This window comes from Marinomonas piezotolerans (assembly GCF_003362755.1).
GTDB classification, from domain to species: Bacteria; Pseudomonadota; Gammaproteobacteria; order Pseudomonadales; family Marinomonadaceae; genus Marinomonas; species Marinomonas piezotolerans.
Window position 1 is genome coordinate 168,763 of record NZ_QKRA01000001.1, and the last position, 25,731, is coordinate 194,493.

The following is a 25,731-nucleotide window of genomic DNA, read 5'->3' on the forward strand; positions in this document are numbered from 1 at the left end:
ATTCGTTGCCACTCATGGTATCACGTTGCGCTCCTAGCATCAGATTAGACGTGGCAACGAGTGCGTAAACACTCGCTGCACGTGAGTGAGTCGATCTAAGCATCAAGGGCAGCGTAACCCTTGATACTTAGGGACTACCTTGCTAATCCATATCTGGCGTAAACAGACCACGTTTCATGTACAGTTTTACCCATAGTGCGGCAATGATACCGACCACTAACAGCATGCTACCTGTAATGGAAAAAACGGTATTTATCATTTCAGGAGATGGCGAGTTGTTAAGCGCTACGTACACCATGGCGATGATACCGATGACCTGTGGTAATGGGTAGAATGGCGTTTTGTACGGGCGTACATAGTCAGGGTAACGACGACGCAATACCATCACATTAATGTGTGTCACGATGTAAGCCAGTAACCAACTTGTCGTCGCTGCAATCACTAGGATGATCAAGTAGTCGATGCTGAACACCAAGTAAGGAATCGCCATAAACACTGCCAGCATGATGATGCCAACCCAAGGCGTGTTGTATCGATTTTCCGCTTTTAGCTGTGGAAACACTTGTTTTTGCACTGCCATACCATGAAGCATTCTTGGAATAGCCGCGAGAAGTGTGTTCACAGAGCTGCACGCAGCCGTCAAACCAATGATGGTTGCGATCAATAGGCCACTTTGCCCAAATACAGCTTGCGCATAGTCAAGGTAAGGGATCGGCGAAGTCGTTAGAGCTTCCGCGTTCATGTACATGCTTGCGCCATAAATGAACAATAAGAACACTACTAAGATCAACACTAGAGACCAGTGCATCGCACGTGGAATGTTCTTTTCAGGGTTTTTCACTTCATTGACCATTGGGCAAATGAACTCAACGCCTACCATTAGCCACATAGCCAGTGCAATGAGACCAATAAAGCTACCGTCCATGACGCCACCCATTCCCCAATCAACCGTAGCGCCCGTCAGAGCCGGGTGAGGCTCACTCGCACCGGTCACGGCAGCAAGACCCAGAATGACAAGCGCACTGATCAACGCAAATGCCAAAAGGTTTTGTACTTTGGAAAACACGTCTGCACCCACCAAGTTGGTGATGGTCAGTATTACTAAGATAAGTAGAGGGGCTGATTTCTCTATGTATCCACCTGGGAATAATTGCCCTAGCATGGCGTCTACTAGGAATAACTCAACCGGCACAGCCAGCGTTGCCACAATGACATAGCCAGAAAATACCGCGACGATTGCAGGGAAATGGCCGATAGCCTTTTGCGTGTAGGTTGCCAACGTCCCCTCTTGAGGGAACATCAAAGACAACTCTGCAAAACTCATTGCATTAAACTGCGCAATAAGAAATGCAGCCAGTAACGCTGCAACAAAGGTGGTACCGCCGATGCCAATACCTTGTAGACCTGAGATCATCCCGCCTTGCGCGATTACTAGCCCAATACAGATGCCCATCATGCTTATGAAACCAAGCTTCTTGCTATTGGTTAAATGCGATGCATTTGGCTCACTAAGATTGCTCATTTTAATGTTCCTCGATTATTTTTTTTATTTAAGACGATCGAACCGATATGGTCGGGGATCGATAAGGGGATTTGAGTTCAACACAATGTCAGCGGCTAACTGTCCTGCTGCTGGGCCTGTACCAAAGCCGTGGCCGGAAAAGCCCGTCGCTATAGTCAGTCCAGGAAGGTCGGCCACACGATCAATCACAGGGTTCGAATCAGGCGTAATATCGATGACACCCGCCCATGCTTCTTCTTGTTCTGCTTGATTGAATACTGGCCATGCATTCCGTAGATTGGTCATCGCCTCATTGTTTAAACTCGGGTTATGTTTAGGGTTTAATGTTCTGATATCTTCGAAAGGCGTTTTACTTTCGCCACCCCATTTTCGTTTCATGGCCAGATCTTTAAAGAAATGGCTTCCGAAGGAAATACGTAAGAAACTACGCTGTGCGCGTAATTGCGTTAAGTACCGCCAACCAATGGTAAGGTGATCAAGCGTGATCGGGGCATCCAAGGCACCGCGCTGGGTCACAATGAAGCCGCCATCTTTATGTTTTCTGAATGAAAAGTCTGGGCCGCCCACGGCAATGTCGGTAGGGCCTTCCATCGCTTTGGTACGCATCACAGAACAAATCAACGGTAATGTCGGAAGAGAAATACCGTGGTTGCCTAAAAAGCGTCTTGACCAAGCGCCACTCGCAAGCAGTACTTGTTCACAACGGATCTCACCTTTTTCAGTGATCACACCGCTGACTTTTCCTCCTGATGTGGAGAGCATGCGAACAGCACAATCCTGAACAATGATAGCGCCTTTGGCTATGGCTGCTTTGGCAATCGTTGGCGCTGCAATGGAAGGTTCTGCACGACCATCAGAAGGAGTGTAGATACCGCCTTTCCAATTACCTTTTCCGCCAGGCACTTTATCGTCAATTTCTTTAGGACTTAGCATTCTAGAATCTAGATTTAGCGATTCCACGGATTTTAGCCAATTCTCATGCATGCTCATTTGTTCATCTGAGCTCGCTAGAAAAAGTATGCCATCTTGCTTATAGCCTAAATCATGCCCAACACGATTGGGCATCTCTTTCCATAATTGATCGGCTGCCATTGCCATCGGGACATCTTCAAAATGGCGGCTGGTTTTGCGTATCCAGCCCAAGTTTCTTGAAGACTGCTCGCCTGCAATATGTCCTTTCTCAATTAGAACGACTGGGATGTTTCGTTCAGCTAAAGTCAATGCTGCGGTGACGCCAACAATACCGCCACCGATAATAACAACGGCCGTTGAGGCCGGAAGATCGTTTGGCGTATCGAATTTTTCGAGAGTGATAGTCATATCGCAATTCCGGTTATCAAACTATTGAGAAATTGTTATCTGCTCAACATCGATGTTTGATGCATTGCGATAAGCCGTTACTTCGATTTCTACTTTATAAACAGTCGAACCCAACGGAGGGCAAGTAACGGTTGTAGCAGGGTCAATGCCTTTAAATTTGGAGCCAATGAAGGTCATTACTGCGTGCGTGTCTTCTGGGTTTTGAATGAATACACGAGACATCACTACATCACCCAAAGAGGAATCGACAGAAGCCAAGGCCGCTTCGATGTTTTTAAACACTTGCTCTGTTTGCTCGATAATGTCTTCAGGGATTTCTTTTGTCTCTGGGTTGCGTCCAGCGGTGTTTGAAACGTAGATCCAATTGTCCACAGCAACAAGGCGGGAGTAGCTACCAATTTCTTCGAATTTAGAGCCTGTTTTTACTTTTTTTATGGTGGTCATTTTTGCCTCTCAATTTTGTTCGAATTGAGTGCCACCTGCAGTGAAGTGGCACTCTAGAATTTAGAATAATTCAGGGGTTTCCCAGAGATTCAACTTCACGCCGATGTTGTTCTTGAGGGCATTGCGGTAAATTTGTGTGCCCCAAGCAACATCCTCAACGGGTAGACCGCCTACGGATAGGATGATGATTTCTTCGTCGTTTTGACGGCCAGGCGCGTCACCTGCGGTGATTTTGCCTAGGTCTTCAAGCTGATCTTCTGTCATTTCGCCTGCGGCAATCATGTCCATAAAACGCACACCGATAACTGGAATGTATTTATGCGCTGGTTTAGGGACTTCTTCATACCATGCTTCGTATAGGCCAGGGTTATCCACCACTTTTCTAACGTCGTCTTGTTCCATGGCTTCGTCTAGGCGACAGTAAGCGGGCATTGAAAGGTACGCGCCGGGTTTTACCCACTCACGTTTAACTTCTGGGTAAGCAGACACGTCACCTGTCTCACCAGAGTTACAGTAAGTCACGATGTCTGCATCGCGAACGACATCTTCTAGAGTGTCAACGATTTGGATGTTAGAAATTTGAGGGTAGGTGTCTTTTAGCCATGCAATGAAGTTATCAAGGCTTTTCTGACTACGACCTTTGATTTTAATCGTATCCAGCTCTGGGCATACCGCCATAAAAGCAGCGACAGAGGTTTTACCCATAACGCCAGGTCCAAGTAGACCAATGACTTTGGAATCTTTACGAGCCAAGTGACGAGCACCAACGCCTGGTACAGCGCCAGTACGGTAGGCTGACAGTAAGTTTGCTGACATATGTGCCAACGGAGCACCTGTATCAGCATCGTTCAAAGTAAACATTAGGATCGAACGAGGTAAGCCTTTTTCGCGGTTGGCAATGTTAGAGCCATACCATTTCACACCACATGTTTGAAAGTTGCCGCCCAAGTATGCTGGCATCGCCATTAAACGGCGATCAGGGGAGTGCTTTGGCATGGTTTCGAATTCAGGCTCTTCAGGGAAGGTGATCATTGCGCCATGAGAGTCGCTGTTTGGCCCTGCCATACGATAATCACCTTTGTAGAGAAGTTGAAACATCTCTTCCATGGTGTCTACACAGCCTGCCATATCTGTGACACCCGCTTTAATCATGTCTGGTTCAGAAAGGTAGATAAAATCGATTTTTGTAGAGTCAGTCATAGAATACTCCAAGATAGTTAATTGTTATTTTTTGCCTCCTCCTGATGTCTGTTTTTATTAATGAGGGGGGTACTCAGTAAAAAAAATCTTCATCAGGATTGATCATGGTATTCATGCTAGTCCTCTAGTTTTAATGCGTATTGGACTTTCGCGACATCGAACGCAAGTTCTTGCAGAACAAGTGTTCAATAATTGGTGGGGATTGGAAATGAAAACGATTGAGGGGGGACAGAACGAGCGCAATGCATTGACGAATGTACATGTATGATCGTCTCAAACACTGTGTTTACGGTACAGAGCTGGGCATTGTGCTCGTCGCACGTTATGACTGGTTTTGTCGCCACTGGCTTGGTGATACACCTTTCACCCGTTTAAAGGCGCGAGACAATTGTGATGCGTCAGAAAAGCCCCAGCGATAGGCCACTTCGGTTATGGATAACGGATATTCCATCGCGTCGGCGGCGTTTAAGTCTTCACAGCATTTCTCAATACGCATTTGCAAAATAAACTGGGCGACAGTCAGGTCTTCTTCTGAAAAGAGTCGATAAAGGGACCGTTTGGAGATATTCATCTTTTTCGCAATGTAATCTGGGCTGAGGTTTTCATCGGATAAAAGCCGCAAAATATGCTGTTTAGCTTGCTCTCTAATCGACGAGGCGGAATCGCTCATCAGTGGCTCAAGAGAAGGTTTGATTAACGCACTGATTGCCTCTTGTAGCGCTTGCCCATCCTCTTGAAGCGAACAATGATTCGTGTCTGTATTCGCCAATTGACGCAGCATCGTCGCTAATATTTGACTACTGGAACGATTTTGACGAATTTTGGTAATACGATGTTGGGCGTGTTTAGAAAATAGCGTGTCGACATGTGCTTTGGGTAAATGCACTGACATTTGTTCAATGAGACCTTGAGGGTGCATGTCGTAAGGCAGCGACGAATCAATCAGGGCGATTTCGCCCGGTAGCAATAGATCGTTATCGTTTGACCAAGAGAAGCCCATAGAACCTTTCTTTTGTAGGATGACAAAATAGTGTTTGTCGTCTTGGCAGGTAGACTTAGAACGGATGATCTTTTCTGCATTCGTCGCGATATGAGCAATCTCTAAACCGTTATGATTGTCGAGTCTCATATTGCCGATAAAGGGGAGATTACGATGTGGCTGAGTGTCGAAATTGCCACAAATAGAATGAACCGAATGTTCCCAGAGGTCTAAGTCGAGCATTTCTTTCTCCCTTTATGCAAGGCTCTTTGGGTTCTCGACTTATTGATGATAAGAGCCTAAAGAGTCATGCGAATTTAGTTGAAATGTAAACTTTTTTAGCAAGTATTGTTCCAACTAAATTCACATGATGTCAAGTACTAGTCTTTTACAGGAAACTCCCTAGTTTTAGTAGCACATGATGACGGATTTGACTTCGGTGTAGTCATTAATGAACTCACGACCAAACTCTCGGCCGACACCAGATTGTTTTGTGCCCCCAAATGGTACGGAAGGGTCAAGAATAGAATGCATGTTGACCCAAACTGTACCAGATTCGATTTTGGGGATCATACGCATTGCTTGGGATAAGTTATTCGTCCAAATACTGCTACTTAAACCAAAAGGCGTGTTATTGATTAAATCAATAAGCTCATCTTCGTCTTCATAGGGCATAAAGCTGATAATTGGGCCAAATGTCTCTTCTTGCATGAGCGTTTCATCGACACTGGACGCTTGCACTATCGTAGGTTCAACAAAGAAACCCTTACCCGCAATGGCTTTACCGCCGTGTAACACGCGACTTTCTTTGTGCGCTACGTCTAAGTATTCGCATACTTTTTTGAATTGCGGTTCGTTAGAGAGCGGACCGAAATAAACGCTTTCATCTAGTGGAGAGCCAATTTTGGCTTCGCTTAACGTTTGGGCGAGTTTAGTGGTTAATTCCTCAATACGAGATGAGTGCACATAAACACGCTCTGGTGCGGCACAGACTTGGCCTTGATGGATGTACCCTAACTGGAAAAGCCCGCCGACAACACGATCAATATCCGCATCTTTTAAAATCGCAGCGGTGTTTTTGCCGCCCAGCTCTAACGTGCAGCGAGTCAGATCAGCAGAGGCAGTTGCGCTAATTTTTTTGCCTGTCTCGACAGAGCCAGTAAAAGAGACTTTACGAACTTTAGCGTGCTGAATAAGCTGGCTACCCACATCGCCTTTACCATTGACTATGTTCAGAACGCCATCTGGTACGCCCGCTTCTTTGGCTAATTCAGCAATGCGCAGAATAGTCAGCGGTGTGAACTCGCTTGGTTTGAGGACAATGGTACAACCAGTACAAAGTGCTGCACCGATTTTCCAACAGGCAATCATCACTGAAAAGTTCCAAGGTAAAATACCAGCAACCACGCCAATGGCTTCTCTGCGAGTGAAGGCACTGTATTCTTCACCTTGCATAGAAGGGAACGACGGCGTCATGGTTTCACCATTTATTTTGGTGCTCCAGCCAGCGAAGTAGCGTAAAAACATAGCACTCTGTTGCACTTCAAACATGCGCGAAAGGTGGATGGATTTGCCGCTGCACAAGGTTTCTAGTTGTGCAATTTCTTCACCGTTTTGCTCAATCAAATCGGCCAATTTATTGAGGACAACACCGCGCGCATAAGGCGCCGTTTTCCCCCAAGTGCCTTTAAAAGCTTGATAAGAGGACTCAATAGCTGCCTCGACTTCTTCAGTGGTTGCACTGTGGATTTTCGCAATAACGGCTTCCGTAGAAGGGTTAATAACATCGAAGGTGTTATCGCTAGAGGCTTTTGTTTGACCATTAATGAATTGGCCTTGGTCTTGTTTCAAAAAAGCTTGGGTAGCATCTAATAATGGAATGTCTGACATAGTGTTATCGCTCCTTAATTGGAAGAATTTAGTGTGAAGTGCGCACCACGTTCGCCAATCATCATGGCGACGGCGTTGGTGTTACCACTTGGCACTTGCGGACAAATAGAGAGATCTACGACGCGAAGGTTTTTAGTGCCGTGAACTTTCAGCTCTAAGTCAATGACGGAGTCACTATTAGACGAGCCTAGCTTGCAGGTTCCACCTGGGTGGTAGACGGTTTTGATGTTTTGGCGTACAAAGGTTTCCAATGCATCTGTGTCATCGATGGCAATATTGTTTGGCTCCACCACTTTTTTGATAATGCTTTTTAGCGCGGGCTGATCCATGGCTTTTAGACCCATTTGAACCGCGCGAATTTGGTTTTTCACATCATCAGGGTGAGACAAAATTTGAGCGTCAATCTCGACCAAGTCTTTTGGATTATTCGACTTTAGACGAACTTCTCCACGGGATTTAGAGCGTAAATGACCTACTTTGATCGAAACACCATGACCTTCTGCTTCGGGCTTTTCGCCAGGGGTGTTGTCAAAATTATCGAGCAACGGAAGGAAGTGGAATTGAATGTCAGGGCGGCCCACATTTTCACTATCAATAAAGGCACCGCCTTCTAGAATGTTACTGGTGAGTAGGCCAGAGCGAGTTGTCATCCACTGCATCATATGTTTCATGGCCGATAAGCCTTTATCTTCATTGAAAATACTGATGTCTTCTTTCGTGGTCGCATTGATCGACATGTGCTGGTGATCGTGGAAGTTCTTACCTACAGGAAGATCTATCTTCGGTTCAATGCCCATCGCTTTTAGGTGTTCCGCTGGGCCAATGCCAGACAGCATAAGAATTTTCGGGCTGCCAAACGCACCAGAACTAATGATCACTTCTTTGCGCGCTTTGGCCGTAATCGCTTCTCCGTCTTTGATTGAATAAACAACCCCTTTGGCAACATCGCCATCGATATCTACCTTGTGAACGAGGGCATCGGTCAAAACCGTTAGGTTCGGATTATTGATTACGGATTTAAGGTAAGTTTGCGCGGTGCTCGCACGTTCGCCATTTTTTGTGGTGGTTTGATAAAAACCTGTGCCTTCTTGTGATGCGCCATTAAAGTCATTGGTGTAAGGCAGGCCCATTTGCTGACATGCGCGAATACACGTTTGTGTTAATGGATGACGATATCGGTTTTCACTGACGGGAACGGCACCGTTCTCGCCATGATAGGTGTCACCAAGGCTTTCATTAGCTTCGGCTCGTTTGAAAAACGGTAACACATCCTCATAGCCCCAACCTTCGCATCCCCAGACGCTTTTCCAATCATCGTAGTCTTCTTTTTGCCCACGAATATAGATCATGCCGTTTACTGAACTACCTCCACCCAAGACTTTACCTTGTGCGATGAGCATTTCACGGTTACCACACTCCGTTTGCGGGAGTGTCATGTAAGGCCAAGATTTTTGTTGGAAAACTTTCACAACCGTAGCGGGGATTTTATGAAATAAACTGCTGTCTTTTTCACCGGCTTCTAGTAACAGGACGGATCCTGCGTTGGCTTCGATTAGACGTGCTGCGACGACACAACCCGCGGACCCTGCGCCAGCGATAATGTAATCAAACTCTTTCATTAGATGTTCCTCTCCTTATGCTTTTATTATGACTTTTCATTAAACACCGCAGAGGTAAGAGAGGCTTGGCAATCGGTGCCAAAAGAATGTCACTCTTTGCCATTTTTAGCGGTTAGGTTTTAAGTAGTAGGAAGCGGTATGAGAGGGTGGATTACGAGGCGTTTCAGCGCATCAAAAACAACTTGTTGGTGGCGTATGTAAGCGGTTTTTTTGTAACTGTTTTGAGCCGGTTGGCTCTTTTGAAGGAAGAAGGCCCAAGGGGGAGGGCAGTCCCCCCCAGGCCAACTAAACACTAATTCGCTAATGAACTGTTAAGCAGAGCTATCAGCTCATTAGGCGATTCAACCGATGGCACATGGCCAACGTTATTGATGATTTCTAGCGTTTTAACGTGCATTAACGAAGCAAGTGTTTGCATTAATTCGGGTGTGGTTGCGACATCCTTTTCACCACAAATTAATGTAACGGGCAACGAACAAGGCCCTAGATCTTCGGTAAGATCCATATTGCCGAGCCATTCACAGAGTGCACCATAGCTGTAATCATCTACTTGAGCTAATTGCTTCTGCCAAAAGCCTGCCAAGGATGGGTTGGTTTGAATGCTGTGCTCACTAAACCAGCGTACTACCAAGGTCGCGGCCATCTTCTCCAACCCTTGGTCCATGACATCTTTTTGGCGTGTGAGCCACGCCTCTTTGCTGCCAATTTTGGCTCCAGTATTGGTTAACGTGGCGCTTAACAAACGCTCTGGGTATTGAGTCACTAGTTGCTGGCCAATCATGCCGCCAATGGACGTTCCAACATAGTGGAATTTCTCGATACCCAGTTCATCGCATTTTTCAATCAACGGACTGACCAATGCATTGGCTGCTAACGGAGAAGCACTTGGTTCAAGAGAGTCACTTAGTCCATGCCCTGGCAGATCCCAGCGAATCACTCGATATTGCTTCAATAGTTCGGGCATGAGCCCATCCCAAACTCGGCTGTTCATACCCAAAGGATGGCCAAGAACTATTACCGGTTTATGACTATCGCCTTCAAAGGTAAAAAATAACTTCTTCATTACATGTCGCTCCGTTCGATCAGCATGGCTATACCTTGACCAACGCCAATACACATGGTGCACAGGGCATAGCGTCCGCCCGTGCGTTTTAATTGCATCGCGGCGGATTGTAATAGGCGAGCACCTGACATACCTAATGGATGTCCAAGAGCGATTGCGCCACCATTAGGATTAATGCGTTCGTCATCAGCGGCTAGTCCCAACTCTTGCATGCAGGCTAACCCTTGTACCGCGAAGGCTTCATTTAATTCGATGACATCCATATCGGCAAGAGAAAGGCCAGTGCGCTTCAATAATTTCTTAACCGCAGGTACAGGACCGATTCCCATTACGGTTGGCTCAACACCAGCGGTCGCCATGCCGATGATTTTTGCTAACGGTTCTAACTTGTGGTTTTTAACCGCTTCTTCATTAGCAATTAACATTGCGGCAGCACCATCGTTGATGCCAGAAGCATTGCCCGCTGTTACTGAACCATTCTTACGAAACGGAGCTTTCAGTTTGGCTAAGTCTTCCAAGGTGGTATTCGGGCGTATGTGCTCGTCTTGATCCACCACAATCAGATCGCCGCGCTTAGGTTGGATCGTGATGGGCGTGATTTCTTCTGCAAAACGACCTTCTTCCTGCGCCGCTTTGGCTTTTTGCTGAGAGCGCAATGCGAATTGGTCTTGCTGCTCGCGTGTTATGTTGTAGCGCTCTGCAAGGTTTTCTGCCGTTTCTGGCATGGTTTCAGTGCCATACAACCCTTTCAAAACAGGGTTAATAAAGCGCCAACCCATGGTGGTGTCTTCGAGTGTTTGTTGTCTGTCGAACGCCGCGTTTGGTTTTCCCATCACGAATGGCGCACGCGACATGGACTCAACACCACCAGCGAGCATCAAGTCAGCTTCGCCCGCTTGAATGGCACGAAACGCAGCGCCTACCGCGTCCATTCCGGATCCACATAAGCGGTTTATTGTTGTCGCGGATACGCTATAGGGCATTCCGGATAGAAGAGTGGCCATGCGCGCCACGTTCCGATTGTCTTCACCAGATTGGTTGGCACAGCCAAAAATAGCGTCATCAATGGCAGCAGGGTCAAGATCTGGCGCGTCTTTGAGGACAGCTTGAATGACTTGAGCCAGCATATCGTCTGGACGGACAGCAGCTAGTGACCCTGCATAACGGCCAACGGCCGAACGTTTAGGATGACAAATGTAAACAGAAGTCATTTTGCCCCCTGCGCACTGTGTGCTTTTGCTGTTCGCGCTTTCAGCTCACGTAATATCGTCAGCTCTTTTTCGCTTGGCGCAGGTGTGTCTTCAAGCGTGTCGGCAAATTTGATTTCCCAACCCGTCGCTTCAATAACATCTTCTTTTGTAGTGCCAGGGTGTAGGCTCGTTACAATCAGTTCTTTGGTCTCAGGATCAGGTCTCAAAATACAAAGATCAGTAATTACTACGCTTGGTCCTCGACCAATGGTCGGGCGATTATCGCGACCTTTACCATCGCGGCCAAAACCTACGGTAGTAATGAAATCTACGTCTTTTACAAACGTGCGTTTTGAATGTTTAACGGTAATAAAGACTTCTTTCGCATTGGTAGAGATTTCAGGGGCTCCACCGCCACCAGGTAAGCGGACTTTAGGGTTGGCATAACTGTGTGCGCCACTTTTACCGCTGTCAGGATGATTGGCTGCGATGACGGTCGTATTTAAGTTCGCGAAACGGTCAATCTGTGCGGTACCCAAAAAGCCGACATCGATGTGTCCGCCTTGTAGCCAATAACGGAACATTTCTGGAACAGAAACGGTCGCCAGTGCCGACTCGCACAGTTCACCATCACCAATCGATAATGGCAACACATCGGGCTTGGTTTGTAACGTGCCTGATTCGTAGATCAAGGTCACGTCTGGCGCGTGCGTCAAGCGTGCTACGTTGGCCGCTTCACTTGGCAGCCCAATCCCGACAAAACAAGTCATGTCATTGCGTAAAGCGCGCGCTGCGGTAATGGTCATCATCTCAGCGGAAGTGTATTCGACTGAATCGTTATGTGTAGTCATATTAAGCCTCTCCTTCACCAAACACATGGGATTCCAACCATTGGTTGAACGTGTCTCTATCACGACTGATGTTGTCCCATTGTTTGTAGTAATTGTTGTCTCTATCGTAGTAACCAAGCGTATAAGAAGGTTTCGCGCCTTCTGGCACGACTGCAATCGCATCGACTGTCCAAGCTGGCAAAACGCAAGCGTTTGGTGTGACATTCAAATCATCGACAATCTCTTCAACGGTAACGATGCTGTTTTTAGCTGACAGAACCACTTCTTTCTGAACGCCAATAATTCCTTCGATCAACACATTGCCTGCTCGGTCTGCTTTTTGAGCATGAATAACGCCCACATCAGGCTTGATGGCTGGGATGGCAGCCAGCTGCTCGCCTGTGAAAGGGCAGGTAATGGTGGCAATTTCTTTATTGACGTCTGGTAACTCACTGCCCACGTAGCCGCGAAAAACGGCAAGCGGTAGGCCAGCGGCACCGGCTTCATAAGCATTGGCCATCGCGGCATGACTGTGTTCAACCGTTTCCAATTTACAAGGGTAATCATGCTCAATGGCATCACGAACGCGGTGAAGAGAGCCAACACCTGGGTTTCCGCCCCAAGAGAACGTCAGTTTGCGTACACAACCAGCACCGACTAATTGGTCATAAATCAGATCTGGCGTCATGCGAATGAGAGACAGGTCACGCTTTTTCTGACGGATGATTTCATGCCCAGCAGCGAAAGGAATTAGGTGGGTGAAACCTTCAAGAGCAATGGTGTCACCATCTTTGATATAGGTCGCGACAGCGTCTTTTAGTGTCATAAACTTAGTCATAATGTATCCTGTTCGTTATACGAATATAAGTTTGTAATGCGAACAAGATAAAACAATCCAAGTTTCTCGGTCAAGTCAAAATTGATAATTTGTCTTTTTTATCTTGACTTGGACAAAAAATGGAATGAAAAGGCGCATCGCCTCTGGTAGGCGTGTAACGAATCAGAAATAATGGCGGGGTTATTAATGGTAATGAGAAAACTGGGTATGAGTGAGGAAAAGCTGTCACCGGATCATCGTGATTATGTGGGTGCATTGGCTTCAGGGTTGGATGTAATTATGTCATTCGACCCACAGCACAAAGAGATGACACTGTCCGAGGTGGCTGAGCAAACTGGCATGGATAGGGCCAAAGCCCGACGTTTCCTACTCACTCTACATGCGTTGGGATATATTAAACGAGAAGGGCGCAAGTTTATGCTAACGCCTAAAGTGCTTTCTCTAAGTTATGCTTACAATGTTAGTAATGATCATCTCAAAGTAGTAGAGCACTATTTACATGATATAACCGCGCGATTAGGCGAGTCTTCGTCGCTTGCCGTGTTGGATAATCAGGACATCATGTATGTCGTCCGCTCGCCTGCCGCCCATCGTTTGATGTCTATCACGCTAAGTGCTGGCACTCGGTTGCCAGCCGCGTATACGTCGATGGGGCGTATGTTGGTAGCTAAGTTGCCAACAGACGAACAAAACGAGTGGCTAAACAATATCTCTCTGAATGCCTATACGCAGCACAGCATTACCGATAAGTTGGTTTTGGAGCATGAACTTAGTCGTGTGAATGAACAAAACTATTGTGTGGTCGATCAGGAGTTAGATCTTGGTTTGCGATCATTAGCCGTGCCTGCTTTTACGTTTGATGGAACCTTGCTTGGTGCAATCAACCTGAGTACCAATGCATCGCGTGTCAGCCATCAAACTTTGATAGAAGAGTGTTTGCCAGTACTGCAAGACGCCGCGGAACAGATTCGACTGCATACGAAATAATCGATGGTGTGTTGTAAAAGCTAGATTCCGCCTTGGCGCTGCTTGACTAAATTCTTAAGAATTTTAACGGCCAGCGTAGTGATGGTATCCATGGGCTCTTTGCGCCGACTGAATATAACCGGACACGTAATAGACTTGTCTTGTAAAGGCATGAACACCACATCATCGCGTCCGAAGTGGCGAACCTGTTCGGACACTAGCGTAAACCCCATTTCGGACGCTACCAACCCCAATGCCGTTTGTAGATCATTCACTTGTTGCGTCACTTTAGTCGTGAGCCCTCGACTAGTAAATAAAGAGGTACAGATATCGGCAAAGGTTGGGGTTGCTGCCTTGCTGGCGGGATATAGAATCATCGGTATCTTCGCTAAATCCTCTAGTGTTGGTTCGCCTTGCTCTAGGAGCGGGTGACCAACATGCAAGGCGACCAACAAGGGTTCCTGAAACAAAATGGCTTGTTCTACTTGTTCATCTGGAATCATCAAACGACCGAAACCGATGTCGATCTTTCCCGTTTTTAACGCTTCTATTTGTTCGCCTGTTTTTAAATCGTGCAGCAAAATATTCGCGTTAGTCTGTTGGCGCAAATCCCTAACCAGAGACGGTAACTGGCCATAAAAGACAGACGGCACAAAGCCTATACTGAATACGGCCTTTTGTTCTTCTGCGATGCGGCAAGTATTTTCAACGACCATGTCTGCCTTCGCCAACATTTGCTTAGCTTGTTGCCAGAAGTATTCTCCCGCCGGCGTCAGTGTTAGTCCTCGTGAATGACGATGGAACAATTGCGCACCCACATCCTCTTCTAACTGCTTAATTTGACGCGTTAGAGGGGGCTGAGCAATAAACAGTTTTTCAGCAGCGCGAGTCAGGTTTTTCTCTTCTGCCACCGCACAGAAATAGCGTAAATGTCGAAACTCCATTTTATGGTCTTCTTTTAATTAGTGTTTTTTTGAGCCAGATGAATTTTTCGGTAGTTGGTGTTGCAATTTCTGCATGTTTTTTAGGCGGTATTCGAACTGTCCTCGTCGCATTTTTAGCAAACGTGCTGCTGCCGAAATATTTCCTTTGCTGCGTTCTAAGGCATATGTTAATACCATATTTTCTACGGCTTCAAGTGAACCTTTTGATTCAATTAGGTTTTCAATCATTTGTTCTGTAGTTCTATCGTCAAAGTCTTTAGTAGGAAGGGTCTTATGTAGAAGACCATCTTGACCAAGCCTAAAAAGAACATCATCAATTTGCTCGCCGCCAGAAAATAAGTGATAAACGTCTAAATTATCGCCGTTGTCGGCCATGATTACACCGCGTTCGACGATGTTTTCCAGCTCTCGAACATTGCCAGGCCATCCGTAGGCCCAAAGTGCAGCATGAGCAGCTTGAGTGATGCCATTTATTTTCTTGTTGAACCGAGCGGAATAACGCTTCACGAATACATTCATCAATAAAGGAATATCTTCACGTCGCTCGCGTAAAGCAGGAATATCAATTGGAAAGACGTTGAGGCGAAAGAATAAATCTTCACGAAATCTTCCTTCGCGCACTTCCTCGCGGAGGTTCCGGTTAGCCGCAGCGACGATACGAACATCAATTTTGATGATCTCGCTACCGCCTAAACGCTCAACTTCTCCTTCTTGTAACACCCGTAACAGCTTCCCTTGAGCAGACAGAGGCAGGCTGGCAATTTCATCTAAGAACAAAGTCCCGCCATTAGCCCTTTCAAAGCGACCATGTCTAGAAACAGTAGCGCCAGTGTATGCACCTTTTTCTACACCAAATAGTTCCGCTTCAACTAGGTCGTGAGGGATTGCAGCACAGTTAATAGATATAAAGGGGGCGTCAGCGCGTTTACCAATAGCATGTAAGGTCTTGGCAAAGCGTTCTTTACCAACGCCACTCTCGCCGTTTAGTAATACAGTCGCATCGGTTGAGCCAACCCGTTTAAGTAAATGAATTGCGGCATTAAATGGCGCTGAAACACCTACTAGCTCCGGCAAGGGCTCCGTTGTCTCAGGCTGATCTATACAGAGTGTATCGCTAGAGGGAATAGTTTTGCCTGGCGCTGATACGAAACTTTCGAGCTTCATAAAGGAAAGATCGTGCTCGGTATCTTCGAACTCTTCTAGAGGCTGACCGATTACGCGACAACGAGAATGTCCCATTGCAACACATTCAACTTCACGCCAGATAATTGGGCGTCCCATCATAGTCGTCGTAAAACCATTTGCATACCCAGTCATCATCCAACACGCTGGCTTACCCCCTATACCGAAGTGTTTGTGGTGAGCTTCACCTTCCCATGAAGATTGCCAATAATAATCCCCATAAAATTCCCCTGTATCTGTATTAAATGCCATTCGGTTAACTGCTTGGTTGTGTATGAAGCCTTCTATTTCACGCAACCTTGGCCCTAATGCCATGGTGTGTTTTAAGTTTCCTCCTTCATATTGTCGCAAGCAACGACCATCTTCAACACCTTGCTGGTAACCGATTCGAGTGAATATCTCACGAGTTTTGTCGAGACCCAAGCGCTCAATTAACTCTTGTCTTAATGACGTCATCGAAAAACAGTGCATGAGTAGCATCCGTTGATCGAATAGATGGATATGCCCGCTGTCCGGTGTGAATCTTAAGTACTGTGCCAGTACATCGTCGTCGATCGTCTCATTTATGTTATGCAAGGTTTTATTATTTTTATTCATTGTTATCTCCACAGTTAATTTTCAGCAATAGCAGAAAAAACACGTTATAGATAGATAAAATTTTCTCCATTTGAGTAACAAAATACTCCCTGTCACACTTCTACAGTTACAGTAAATATTCATAAACCCTATATAAAACAGATAGTTATTCATGATTTTGTAAAACTGGCACATCTTTCGCTCTAATCTTTTTATATGAGTGCCAGTCTCAAACGCATCGTATGGCACCCAAAACGATAAAAATAAAAATATAAAGGAGTACTCGTATGGCTAACTCTTGGTTACAAGTTGCTGTACATAAAAAATATCTTTTAGCAGAAGATATTTTGGGTCTTGAACTGAAAGCGATTCAGGGTGAGATACTGCCCCCAGTCGAAGCTGGGGCCCACATTGACGTCAAACTTCCTAATGGCATCACTAGAAAATACTCTTTGACCAATGCCCCAGACGAAGTAGGGGTATATAAATTGGGCATTTTATTGGATCCCAATAGTCGTGGCGGCTCCGCCTATATCCATTGGGAACTAAGACAAGGTGATGAGTTGTTAATTTCAGTGCCTTGCAACTATTTTCCTTTGGTTGACTCTGAACACGCCCTACTTTTTGCTGGAGGAATTGGCATCACACCTATCTTTGCGATGGCCGAATCTCTTTATCAGTCTGGTAAGAGTTTTGAGCTTCACTACGCCTGCCGCTCAGAATCGAAAGCAGCATTTTTAAACACTCTTTTGGATAAGCCTTGGGCGGACCGAGTAAGTTTCTATTTTAATGACGCAAATCAGAAAATCGATGCAGAAGCGCTTATCTTTGATGCTGAGTTGACCACGCATCTATATTGCTGTGGCCCATCGGGTTTTATTAACTGGATCAATGATATTGCAGTTAAGCAGCGTTGGTCTGCTGATCGTATTCATTTCGAACGCTTCAATATGAAGAAAAGTGAGACGATTGGTCAAGAAAGCATATTTGAAATTCGCCTTCAAAGAAGTGACAAAGTAATTGAGGTTGGAGCTGATCAAACTGTTGCACAAACATTACTTGACCACGGAATTGATATTGCCCTGTCGTGTGAACAAGGTATTTGCGGATCTTGCATGATTCCAGTTTTGGAAGGGATTCCCGATCACCGAGACATGTTTCAATCTGAGGCAGAGAAGAAACAGAATAATCAGTTTACACCCTGTTGCTCGCGCTCACACAGTCAAACCTTAGTGTTGGATATTTAGTAAAAGCCAACCATTAGGATAATCAGAATTTGGACCTAATTGTCCAATGGCTAACGTATCTTAGCCGCCTACGCTGGCTCGCCAGTCAGCCATTCTTGAAATGAAATACTTCTGTAAAACAACAATAAAAGAGAGAGAACTTATGACTTCAATGAATAAAAGTCCTTACCTAACAAATGTGTGGTACGTTGCAGCCTTGTCTACTGAAGTGGGTACGGAAGAGTTATTTAGTCGTACATTATTAGATACTTCAGTGCTGATTTACCGTACCGAAGATGGTACAGCGGTTGCGATGCAAGATCGTTGTCCGCATCGTTTTGTACCGCTTAGCATGGGACGAAGAGAGGGGGACAACATAGTTTGTGCTTACCATGGGTTGAAATTCAACTGTGAGGGCAAATGTAACCACAACCCCCATGGAAATAATCGCATACCAGCAGCAGCACAAGTGCGCTCTTATCCGATCATTGAAAAGTACGGCTTTATCTGGATTTGGATGGGTGAAAAAACGGCTGATCCTTCTCTATTACCTGATTTTAGTCCGTTAGTGGAAGGACATCCTAATTCCGTAGGCTACACCTATATGCCTCGTGAATGCCATTACGAATTGATTACTGATAACGTTATGGATTTGAGTCACATTGATCATTTGCACGGCGATATTATTACCACCCGAGGGCAGTTGTCGCCCAAAGTGCCTCAGATTAGAGAAGGTGAGCGGAGTCTTTCAGCGCGATGGGAGTGGGTGCAGAAGCCCGCTATGCTGATTTTTAATCAGTATCTATCTAAGCCCGATGATGAAGCTGATCATTTCTTTGATATCACATGGACACCACCGGCCAATATCCAATTGTCTGTTGGTGCAAATCAAGATAAAGGCGCTTTAGATCTAGATCATACTGTTGGTCAGTATGATCTTCATACCAGTACCCCTGGCTCTCAGAACTATACCCATTACTTCTTTGCCACACGTCGTAATCATATTGAGGACGACGCTGAATACAACGAAATGAAGATCAAAGCGATGCATGAAGCATTTGTCGCAGAAGATGGTCCAGTGTTAGATGCAGTTCACAAAGAGATGGGGACATCAGATCTATTCAGCCTGAACCCAGTGCTCCTTACCAGCGACGCAGCGCCCGTTAAGGTGCGGCGATTGTTAAAAGAGATGGTAAAGGCTGAACAAGAGAACCTTTAGAGCTAAATGACTACCTATCGCTCTTCGATAAAAGGTGACGTCGAGGAGCGATGGGCGTCTATTCGGACGCTTCACGGTTCCCATACTTTAAAGGTATTACGTGCAACCAAATTGATATTTGTGAAGGATTTTACCGGGGTCTATCGTAAGTAAAAACAATAAACGGACGCACTTAGCATGACATCTAAAATTGCCCACATTGAAACAATGCTTGTGGATATTCCTACCATCCGACCTCATAAACTATCCATGACGTCTATGGCTGTTCAAACCATGGTGATTGTCCGTATTAAGGATGATCAAGGCCGAGAAGGCTTAGGTGAGGGGACCACAATTGGCGGTTTGGCGTATGGTCCAGAAAGCCCAGAAAGTATCAAAACGAACATCGATACGTATCTCGCTCCTTTGCTGATTGGTCAGCCTCTACACAGTATTAAATCGCTTATCCAGCGTATAAATATGTCCGTACGTGGCAATATGATTGCCAAATCCGCACTACAAACCGCACTGTTGGATTTACAGGGTAAACATTTAAACGTCCCAGTTTCTACGTTATTAGGCGGCGCTATTCACCAGCATATTCCTTGTTTATGGGTGTTGGCTTCAGGTGACACAGACAAAGACATTGCAGAAGCCAAAGCGCTGATCGCAAGCGGTCGCCACTGTGATTTCAAACTTAAAATCGGTTCTCGACATGTCAACGATGATGTGGCTCATGTGGCAGCTATCAAAGCGGCGTTAGGCAATAGCGCAAGTGTTCGAGTCGACGTGAATCAAGCATGGGATGAATCCACTGCCACTAAAGGTATGGCTGCACTTCAAGAGGCGGGCGTGGATTTAGTTGAGCAGCCCACTCCTGCGAAAGATTGGGATGCGTTAGCGCGATTGTCGCAAAAATTTAACATCCCAATTTTGGCCGATGAAGGGGTAGCCGACGCGTCAGATGTGTATCAATTAGCTCATCGAGGCTTTAACGGTTCGATCGCTCTAAAAATTGCGAAATCAGGCGGCCCTATTGAGGCTCTCTATGCCGCAACGGTTTCATCCGCTTCGGGGCTGGAACTATACGGCGGCACTCTATTAGAAGGCTCTATTGGCACAGCGGTCTCGATTCACGCTTGGTCTACGTTACCGAAATTGCATTGGGGTAGTGAGATGTTTGGTCCTCTTCTTTTACAAGATGACATAATCAAACAACCGCTTCGCTACCACAACAATGGTGTAGATGTTCCTGATTTACCCGGTTTAGGGATTGAAATTGACGAAGAGAAGCTTGCGCTTTATCGACGCAAATAACACAGCACCAACGCAAACAATTATGAGGAAATGAACATGCTTTTTAAAGTTGAAATGACGGTGAATATTCCTAAAGACCTGCCTGCTGCAGAAGCGGACGCTATCAAGTTGAAGGAAAAGAATTATTCGCAAGAATTGCAAAAAGCTGGGATTTGGGTCCATTTATGGCGTGTCGTTGGACAGTACTCAAATGTGAGTATATTTGATGTAAGAGACAACGCTCATTTGCATGAAGTCCTCACTGGCTTGCCTTTGTACCCTTTTATGACGATGGAAGTGACAGCCTTATGTCAACATCCTTCTTCCATAAAATAGCGCTAACTATTTAGAACAAAAACAACATTTAATAAAAGTGCTGTGATGGCACATAGAAGCGGAGAGATTGAAATGACTGTTAAAACAATTCAAACAGAAGCAGTACAAATGTTATTGAAAAAAGTGGCTGGCTTGGATAAAGACCAAGGCAATCCACGTATGAAAGAAATCGTTTATCGTCTAGTTTCCGATCTATACAAAATGATCGAAGATCTAGATATTACGCCTGATGAGTTTTGGGAAGGTGTACATTATCTAAACGACCTTGGCACAACCAAAGAAGCCGTGTTGCTTGCTCCAGGCTTAGGTTTCGATCATTTCCTAGATATTCGTGAAGACGCTAAAGATGAAGCTGCAGGCCTAGCAGGTGGTACGCCACGTACTATCGAAGGCCCTCTCTATGTAGAGAATGCGCCAATTTCTGAGGGTGAAACACGTATGGACGATGGCCAATCTCCAGGTCAAGGCATGTGGCTTCACGGTAAAGTATTGGATGAAGATGGCAACCCTGTAGCGGGTGCGGTGGTTGACCTATGGCACGCTGACTCTAAAGGTGGTTACTCTTACTTTGATCCAACACAAAGTGAATTCAACCTACGTCGTCGAGTGATTACGGATGCAGACGGCTGCTACCGTGCTCGTAGTATCGTGCCAAACGGCTACGGTGTTCCACCAGAAGGTAACACAATCAAAGTACTTCAGAGCCTTGGTCGTCACGGTAACCGTCCAGCTCACATTCACTACTTTGTATCTAAACCAGGTTACAAGCATCTTACCACTCAGATTAACTTGGCGGGCGATGCATACACTTACGATGACTTCGCTTTTGCGACTCGTGATGAATTGGTGGTTGACGCAACGCCAAAGAATGATAACGCTCATGGCTTTGACAGCGAATACCTAGATGTTGAGTTCAACGTTGAAATTCTGAAAACTGATAACCCAGAATTAGAAGACAAACACTCTCGCGCACGCGCTTCAATCAATTAATAAATTGCGCTTTTCGCCTGTTAGCAAAAATCCCCTGTTGAGATCAGTCTCAACAGGGGATTTTTTTATCTTTGAAATACTGGAGGTACTATTACTGATGGTATTGTTACCAAGTACACGCGAAAACTTATAAACAGTCCGATAAATACGTTTGCGCTTCGTCTTTACCCATGTATTTAGATAGTGTGCTGAGGGGCACGTTTTTAAGATTGACTACGATGAGCCCGTCCAAGCAGTTATGAAACGCAGGGTCGACGTTAAAACAAACCAACTTGCCATTCATCTTTAGATATTGACGTAACAAAACAGGCACGCCTTTCCCTTTATCTAATCGCGATAACACTTTTGATAATAAGGTCACACTGGCGAGCGATGACAACAAGTTTGGCTGCCAAAACGTGTTTCCGCTTTTTCGTAGTGCAGAAGAAGGGGATACCAGGCTTGCCTTCTCTTGATCGTAGTAGTGAATCGACAAGGTTTCCGCAATCAATTGTCTCGAAATCAAGCTGTAGTCATTGCTGATACTCACTGGGCCAAATAAATGAGTATATTTAGGGTTGTGGTAGACAAACGTGGCAATGCCTTTCCACAGCATCAACAAAGAATTAAGACTCTTTTGATAGGGAGCGGCAACGACCGAGCGGCCTACTTCAATGCTGTGGTCTAGCGTATCAATAAACGCCTGATCGTAGTGAAAGAGGCTTCTTGAATACAAACCTTCCAGCCCATGAGCCTCTATCAGCTTATCAACCATACCCAAACGGTAAGCGCCGACAATCTGTTGGTCAGTCTTATGCCAGACAAATAACTGATGATAGAAGGCGTCATAATCATCGATATCACAGGCTAAGCCGCTTCCTTCGCCGACTGCTCGGAAACTTTCTTCACGGATGCGGCCGATCTCCTGCATAAGGTTTGGAATGGAAACGGTGGGCGAGCAGAATACCTGATAGTCTCCTTGTTCCAAGAGAAAATCTGATTCAGGCAAGGACGCAATTTCTTCCGCAAGAATCGTCGGTGCAATGGCTTCTATGATCGGTTGATCTGGAGGCATGACACCCCGCTCCATCGCAGTTTGTTGTTGTGGGCTCATCAAGTAGGTATTCAGCCGAAAATAGCTCACCATATCTTTGTCATTAGCAAAACCGCTGACTTCCGAAAAAGGGATGGGCTGGCCGATGGAAATGGAAATACGCTTCGACTTTTTATTGAGCAATTCACGCCCTAATAGCGCCGTCCTGAGCAATGGATGGACTCGTCCTGCGCCATAAAAGAGGGGGCTGTTTTTACCGTTAATAAATATCGGCAGGGTCGTCGCGCCGCTTTGTTTAACGAATTTGGCGACTGAATTACGCCATTCGATGTCCACGAGTTGCTTAGTGCCTTTGGCATAAGTTGACACTTCACCTGCAGGGAAAATAATCAAGACGCCATCGTTTGACAAATGATTATGTGCTTCACGAATGGCCATGCTGTTAGTGAGTTTGGCCTGTTGGCCGCCAAAGACATTTACACCAATAAACAGCTCACGGATTTCAGGCAAACGCTTAAGCATTTCGTTGGCTAATACTTTGACATCTGGGCGCACAGAACCAACTAATTCTGCCAATATCACGCCTTCAATGGCGCCAAGAGGGTGGTTAGCGACAATCACTAAAGGCCCTTCTTTTGGGATCGTATCAACGCTGCCCAACGAAATGTCGTACTCGATATCGAGGGACCTTAAGGTGTAGCGCATAAACTCTATGCTGGATAACGCTTTGGGGCGCTTTTGATACAGCCGATCAAGCTTAGCCAGCCCTGTGGCCCATTCAACAACGGACTCACCAAAACCAAACGGCGTGACATGAGGTAAACGAAACGGACTGGAGGTCATAGCGCAACCCTATTTATTGGTAGAATCTTGTTTAGAATACCGTCTGTTGAGCGTGTATCACGAATGACTAGAAAACCGCTAGAAAGCCAGACAACACAGGCAAGAATAAAGAGCTGTCCGCCATCATCACCAATCACTTGTCCCGCTGAATCAAACACTGGCATGGGAACGCCCAATGGCGTAAATAGATGGAAGAAAATCGCGCCCGTCATAATACCCATGCTCAACAAAGCGGCTAAGCCGTGCAACCGAGTAAAGAGAAGGATGCTGGCGATTAACTCAAATGTCCCGATCAAGTAAGCACCGTATTGGCCAAACCAAGCTAAGCCTGACCACGTGCCCAGAGTTGAAAAAATATATTGGGTTTCGTACGAACCCGAAAATTTAAAAAATAGCGATTGCACGAAAATAAATGCAATGAATAAAGAGGGGATGTATTTTATGAATGTTGCTTTCATTTTAGTCACTTCGTGTTATTTGTTGATCAGCTTGGGCCAGTTTTGGTCGCCTTTTTTGATAAACCCTTGTGGGTCTTTATCCCAATCGGCTTTTACATCAGCGTTATAGTTCAAATACAGCTTGCCATCGATAAGACTCCACTGGTTAGGGTCACCGGAAGCGAAGTCGCTTTTCGCAGCAACGGCCCAAGCGCAGTAACCGCCATATTGTGGGGCGTACTTTTCAGGATTCTCTTTAAACATTGATAAATGCTCAGCGGACGAAAAATACCAATTTGCCCCTTTATATTCGGTAACGTATTTCTCATCACCTTTGATCGGTTTGTTGTCTGTAAAGTAGGCGACCGTGTCGTAACCATTTAGCGCCTTATTGCTGAAAAATCCGGTATAAATCAGATCTTGAGCGTACACAACGCCACTAAGTAACATCATTAAAACCAATAGATACCTTTTCATGTTGAACCCCTTCGTTGTTTAATTATCAGGACGCCATCGCATCGTTTGATGGCAGATAAATACTATGTTTCGCGAGACTCACCTCATCTAATTGTGTGCAGGGAGCGCCAGGTACATAGCTCATTTTCTGAGTGTTTGGAGTGACGGCGACGTGTGTAAAACTCACGGTGTGTGCATCCGCTCGATGCATACAGAATGACGTGTGTAACTGTTCATCGTGATGACTTGCGTGCAAATGGATATAGTCACGTCGTCCTGTTTCAATAAAGCGTTCGTAAGTTGCCTGACGCTTGGCGACGACTCGATCTAAATCCACCCCTGAAGAAAAAAGTGGGGTTGAGCGAGTGTAGATCTGTGTCGTTCGTCCATTCCATTCGAACACCAAAACATCGCCATGGGTTTTGGTTAGTGAAGGATCAAACGCGACCAACACAAACGGCGCATACTGCATTAAATCTAGGGCATAAAAGGCCTCTTCGATCTCGGTTGTGTTCGCTTTTGAGGAGAACCCTTTAAGTAACTGCCCACGGCTAATGAGCGTGCCTTTGGGACACCATCCTTGATAGTTATTGAGCAAACATAAGGTTAGGCCAAGCTCATTGACACTGATCCAGCTACCTTGACCCACTGGGTCAATTGGCATGAGGACTCTGATGTCATTCAGTTGTAATTGTTGGGGAGGTAGGCCTAATGCTCGGCTCTTTTGTTCGTCTCGATTAAAAAAGACCTGATAGCCTTCATCGTCTAGTTGCCACGTTACTGAGCACATCGTTTATTGCCCTCTCAAATACGAGACCGTTGCCGGAGCGTAGCCAAATTCATCGTTTTCTACTGTATTGATCTTCAATGCACTGACAATGACGTTGGCCATCGCATAGTGATGGGTTGCATGCAGGGCTACAAAGCTCAATTCGCGCTCTAGTGTCGAGGACACGATTGCAACTTGCGTACTACTCATGCAAACCTCAGTTGATACCAACACCTCATCTCTTAACTGATGCTCATCTAGGGTTTCTAACCAAGAGATTAATGACGTGATGTTTTCAAGAGCAATGATTCGGGAAGTCTCTAATACGCTGTCACGACGGCGCATATTGTAATCAATCGTGTCTTGCTGGATATAAATCGCATAGAACAAGTCCAGTAAGTGGCGAAAATGTTTGCCAATCGAACTGTTAACATAAGGAGGAGCGGCCAGTTGATACTCTTTATTACTGATCGATGATAGAAATTGTTCTCCTTGACGTAGCGTTTCAATACAGCCGCTGATAATGGAAGAACGGGTTCTATTATGTATAGGAGACAGCGTGGTTAAGCTCATGAATATAAAGT

General features: G+C 45.7%; 24 protein-coding genes. 6 read left to right on the plus strand and 18 right to left on the minus strand.

Annotation, left to right across the window (positions count from 1 at the left end; all coding sequences use genetic code 11):
• Positions 1–142: 142 nt before the first annotated feature.
• The 11 genes from DN730_RS00725 to DN730_RS00775 form a co-directional block, all read right to left on the minus strand.
• The gene (locus DN730_RS00725) at positions 143–1,522 is read right to left on the minus strand and encodes an APC family permease (RefSeq protein ID WP_115466199.1); all 1,380 of its coding nucleotides are present in this window, start codon (positions 1,520–1,522) and stop codon (positions 143–145) included.
• 24 nt (positions 1,523–1,546) lie between these two features.
• Positions 1,547–2,842, minus strand: coding sequence for an NAD(P)/FAD-dependent oxidoreductase (locus DN730_RS00730; protein WP_115466200.1), 1,296 nt, complete (start codon positions 2,840–2,842; stop codon positions 1,547–1,549).
• A gap of 21 nt (positions 2,843–2,863) precedes the next feature.
• Entirely contained in the window at positions 2,864–3,286 is a 423-nt protein-coding gene (locus DN730_RS00735; RefSeq protein WP_115466201.1) for a RidA family protein, read from the minus strand.
• 60 nt (positions 3,287–3,346) lie between these two features.
• Positions 3,347–4,486 (minus strand): ornithine cyclodeaminase family protein, encoded by a 1,140-nt coding sequence (locus tag DN730_RS00740; protein WP_115466202.1) that lies wholly within the window; start codon positions 4,484–4,486, stop codon positions 3,347–3,349.
• Between the two features lie 322 nt (positions 4,487–4,808).
• Entirely contained in the window at positions 4,809–5,708 is a 900-nt protein-coding gene (feaR, locus tag DN730_RS00745) for a transcriptional regulator FeaR (protein ID WP_115466203.1), read from the minus strand.
• Between the two features lie 165 nt (positions 5,709–5,873).
• The gene (locus DN730_RS00750) at positions 5,874–7,355 is read right to left on the minus strand and encodes an NAD-dependent phenylacetaldehyde dehydrogenase (protein WP_115466204.1); all 1,482 of its coding nucleotides are present in this window, start codon (positions 7,353–7,355) and stop codon (positions 5,874–5,876) included.
• 14 nt (positions 7,356–7,369) lie between these two features.
• Complete coding sequence (locus tag DN730_RS00755) at positions 7,370–8,974, minus strand: GMC family oxidoreductase (protein ID WP_115466205.1); 1,605 nt, start codon at positions 8,972–8,974, stop codon at positions 7,370–7,372.
• A gap of 292 nt (positions 8,975–9,266) precedes the next feature.
• Entirely contained in the window at positions 9,267–10,037 is a 771-nt protein-coding gene (locus tag DN730_RS00760; RefSeq protein WP_115466206.1) for an alpha/beta fold hydrolase, read from the minus strand.
• Positions 10,037–11,248, minus strand: coding sequence for a 3-oxoadipyl-CoA thiolase (pcaF, locus tag DN730_RS00765; protein WP_115466207.1), 1,212 nt, complete (start codon positions 11,246–11,248; stop codon positions 10,037–10,039). Before pcaF ends, DN730_RS00760 begins: the two co-directional genes overlap by 1 nt.
• On the minus strand, positions 11,245–12,078 hold the full coding sequence (locus DN730_RS00770) for a CoA-transferase subunit beta (RefSeq protein ID WP_115466208.1): 834 nt from the start codon (positions 12,076–12,078) through the stop codon (positions 11,245–11,247). Before DN730_RS00770 ends, pcaF begins: the two co-directional genes overlap by 4 nt.
• 1 nt (position 12,079) lies before the next feature.
• The gene (locus tag DN730_RS00775; RefSeq protein WP_115466209.1) at positions 12,080–12,895 is read right to left on the minus strand and encodes a CoA transferase subunit A; all 816 of its coding nucleotides are present in this window, start codon (positions 12,893–12,895) and stop codon (positions 12,080–12,082) included.
• Positions 12,896–13,081: 186 nt separating this feature from the next.
• On the opposite strand from DN730_RS00775, the gene DN730_RS00780 reads away from it, so the two are divergent.
• Positions 13,082–13,882, plus strand: a complete 801-nt coding sequence (locus DN730_RS00780) for an IclR family transcriptional regulator domain-containing protein (protein ID WP_115466789.1) — start codon at positions 13,082–13,084, stop codon at positions 13,880–13,882.
• A 20-nt stretch (positions 13,883–13,902) separates the two neighbouring features.
• Here the strand turns inward: DN730_RS00780 and DN730_RS00785 are convergent, their stop codons facing one another.
• Positions 13,903–14,805 carry a LysR family transcriptional regulator gene (locus tag DN730_RS00785; RefSeq protein ID WP_115466210.1) on the minus strand — a complete coding sequence of 301 codons (903 nt, stop codon included), beginning with the start codon at positions 14,803–14,805 and terminating at the stop codon, positions 13,903–13,905.
• Positions 14,806–14,823: 18 nt separating this feature from the next.
• A complete protein-coding gene (locus tag DN730_RS19300; RefSeq protein WP_115466211.1) occupies positions 14,824–16,584 on the minus strand; it encodes a sigma-54-dependent Fis family transcriptional regulator in 1,761 nt (586 codons plus the stop codon).
• A gap of 266 nt (positions 16,585–16,850) precedes the next feature.
• Between DN730_RS19300 and DN730_RS00795 the strand changes: the two genes are divergently transcribed.
• The 5 genes from DN730_RS00795 to catA all read left to right on the plus strand — a co-directional run bounded on the left by DN730_RS00795 (position 16,851) and on the right by catA (position 21,609).
• On the plus strand, positions 16,851–17,810 hold the full coding sequence (locus tag DN730_RS00795; protein WP_115466212.1) for a PDR/VanB family oxidoreductase: 960 nt from the start codon (positions 16,851–16,853) through the stop codon (positions 17,808–17,810).
• A gap of 142 nt (positions 17,811–17,952) precedes the next feature.
• Complete coding sequence (locus DN730_RS00800) at positions 17,953–19,008, plus strand: aromatic ring-hydroxylating oxygenase subunit alpha (protein ID WP_115466213.1); 1,056 nt, start codon at positions 17,953–17,955, stop codon at positions 19,006–19,008.
• Between the two features lie 177 nt (positions 19,009–19,185).
• Positions 19,186–20,304 carry a muconate/chloromuconate family cycloisomerase gene (locus DN730_RS00805; protein WP_115466214.1) on the plus strand — a complete coding sequence of 373 codons (1,119 nt, stop codon included), beginning with the start codon at positions 19,186–19,188 and terminating at the stop codon, positions 20,302–20,304.
• Between the two features lie 36 nt (positions 20,305–20,340).
• Positions 20,341–20,619 carry a muconolactone Delta-isomerase gene (catC, locus tag DN730_RS00810; protein WP_115466215.1) on the plus strand — a complete coding sequence of 93 codons (279 nt, stop codon included), beginning with the start codon at positions 20,341–20,343 and terminating at the stop codon, positions 20,617–20,619.
• Positions 20,620–20,691: 72 nt separating this feature from the next.
• Positions 20,692–21,609, plus strand: coding sequence for a catechol 1,2-dioxygenase (gene catA / locus DN730_RS00815; RefSeq protein WP_115466790.1), 918 nt, complete (start codon positions 20,692–20,694; stop codon positions 21,607–21,609).
• 127 nt (positions 21,610–21,736) lie between these two features.
• On the opposite strand, the gene DN730_RS00820 is transcribed toward catA, so the two are convergent.
• From DN730_RS00820 to DN730_RS00840, 5 genes are read right to left on the minus strand one after another with little or no spacing between them, the layout of a single operon-like run.
• Complete coding sequence (locus tag DN730_RS00820; RefSeq protein WP_115466216.1) at positions 21,737–23,485, minus strand: bifunctional lysophospholipid acyltransferase family protein/GNAT family N-acetyltransferase; 1,749 nt, start codon at positions 23,483–23,485, stop codon at positions 21,737–21,739.
• Positions 23,482–23,943, minus strand: coding sequence for a hypothetical protein (locus DN730_RS00825; protein ID WP_115466217.1), 462 nt, complete (start codon positions 23,941–23,943; stop codon positions 23,482–23,484). The genes DN730_RS00820 and DN730_RS00825 overlap by 4 nt, the downstream gene beginning before the upstream one ends.
• 15 nt (positions 23,944–23,958) lie before the next feature.
• The gene (locus DN730_RS00830; RefSeq protein WP_115466218.1) at positions 23,959–24,399 is read right to left on the minus strand and encodes a YHS domain-containing (seleno)protein; all 441 of its coding nucleotides are present in this window, start codon (positions 24,397–24,399) and stop codon (positions 23,959–23,961) included.
• A 25-nt stretch (positions 24,400–24,424) separates the two neighbouring features.
• Positions 24,425–25,168 (minus strand): NRDE family protein, encoded by a 744-nt coding sequence (locus DN730_RS00835; RefSeq protein ID WP_115466219.1) that lies wholly within the window; start codon positions 25,166–25,168, stop codon positions 24,425–24,427.
• A 3-nt stretch (positions 25,169–25,171) separates the two neighbouring features.
• On the minus strand, positions 25,172–25,720 hold the full coding sequence (locus DN730_RS00840) for a hypothetical protein (RefSeq protein ID WP_115466220.1): 549 nt from the start codon (positions 25,718–25,720) through the stop codon (positions 25,172–25,174).
• Positions 25,721–25,731: the final 11 nt, after the last annotated feature.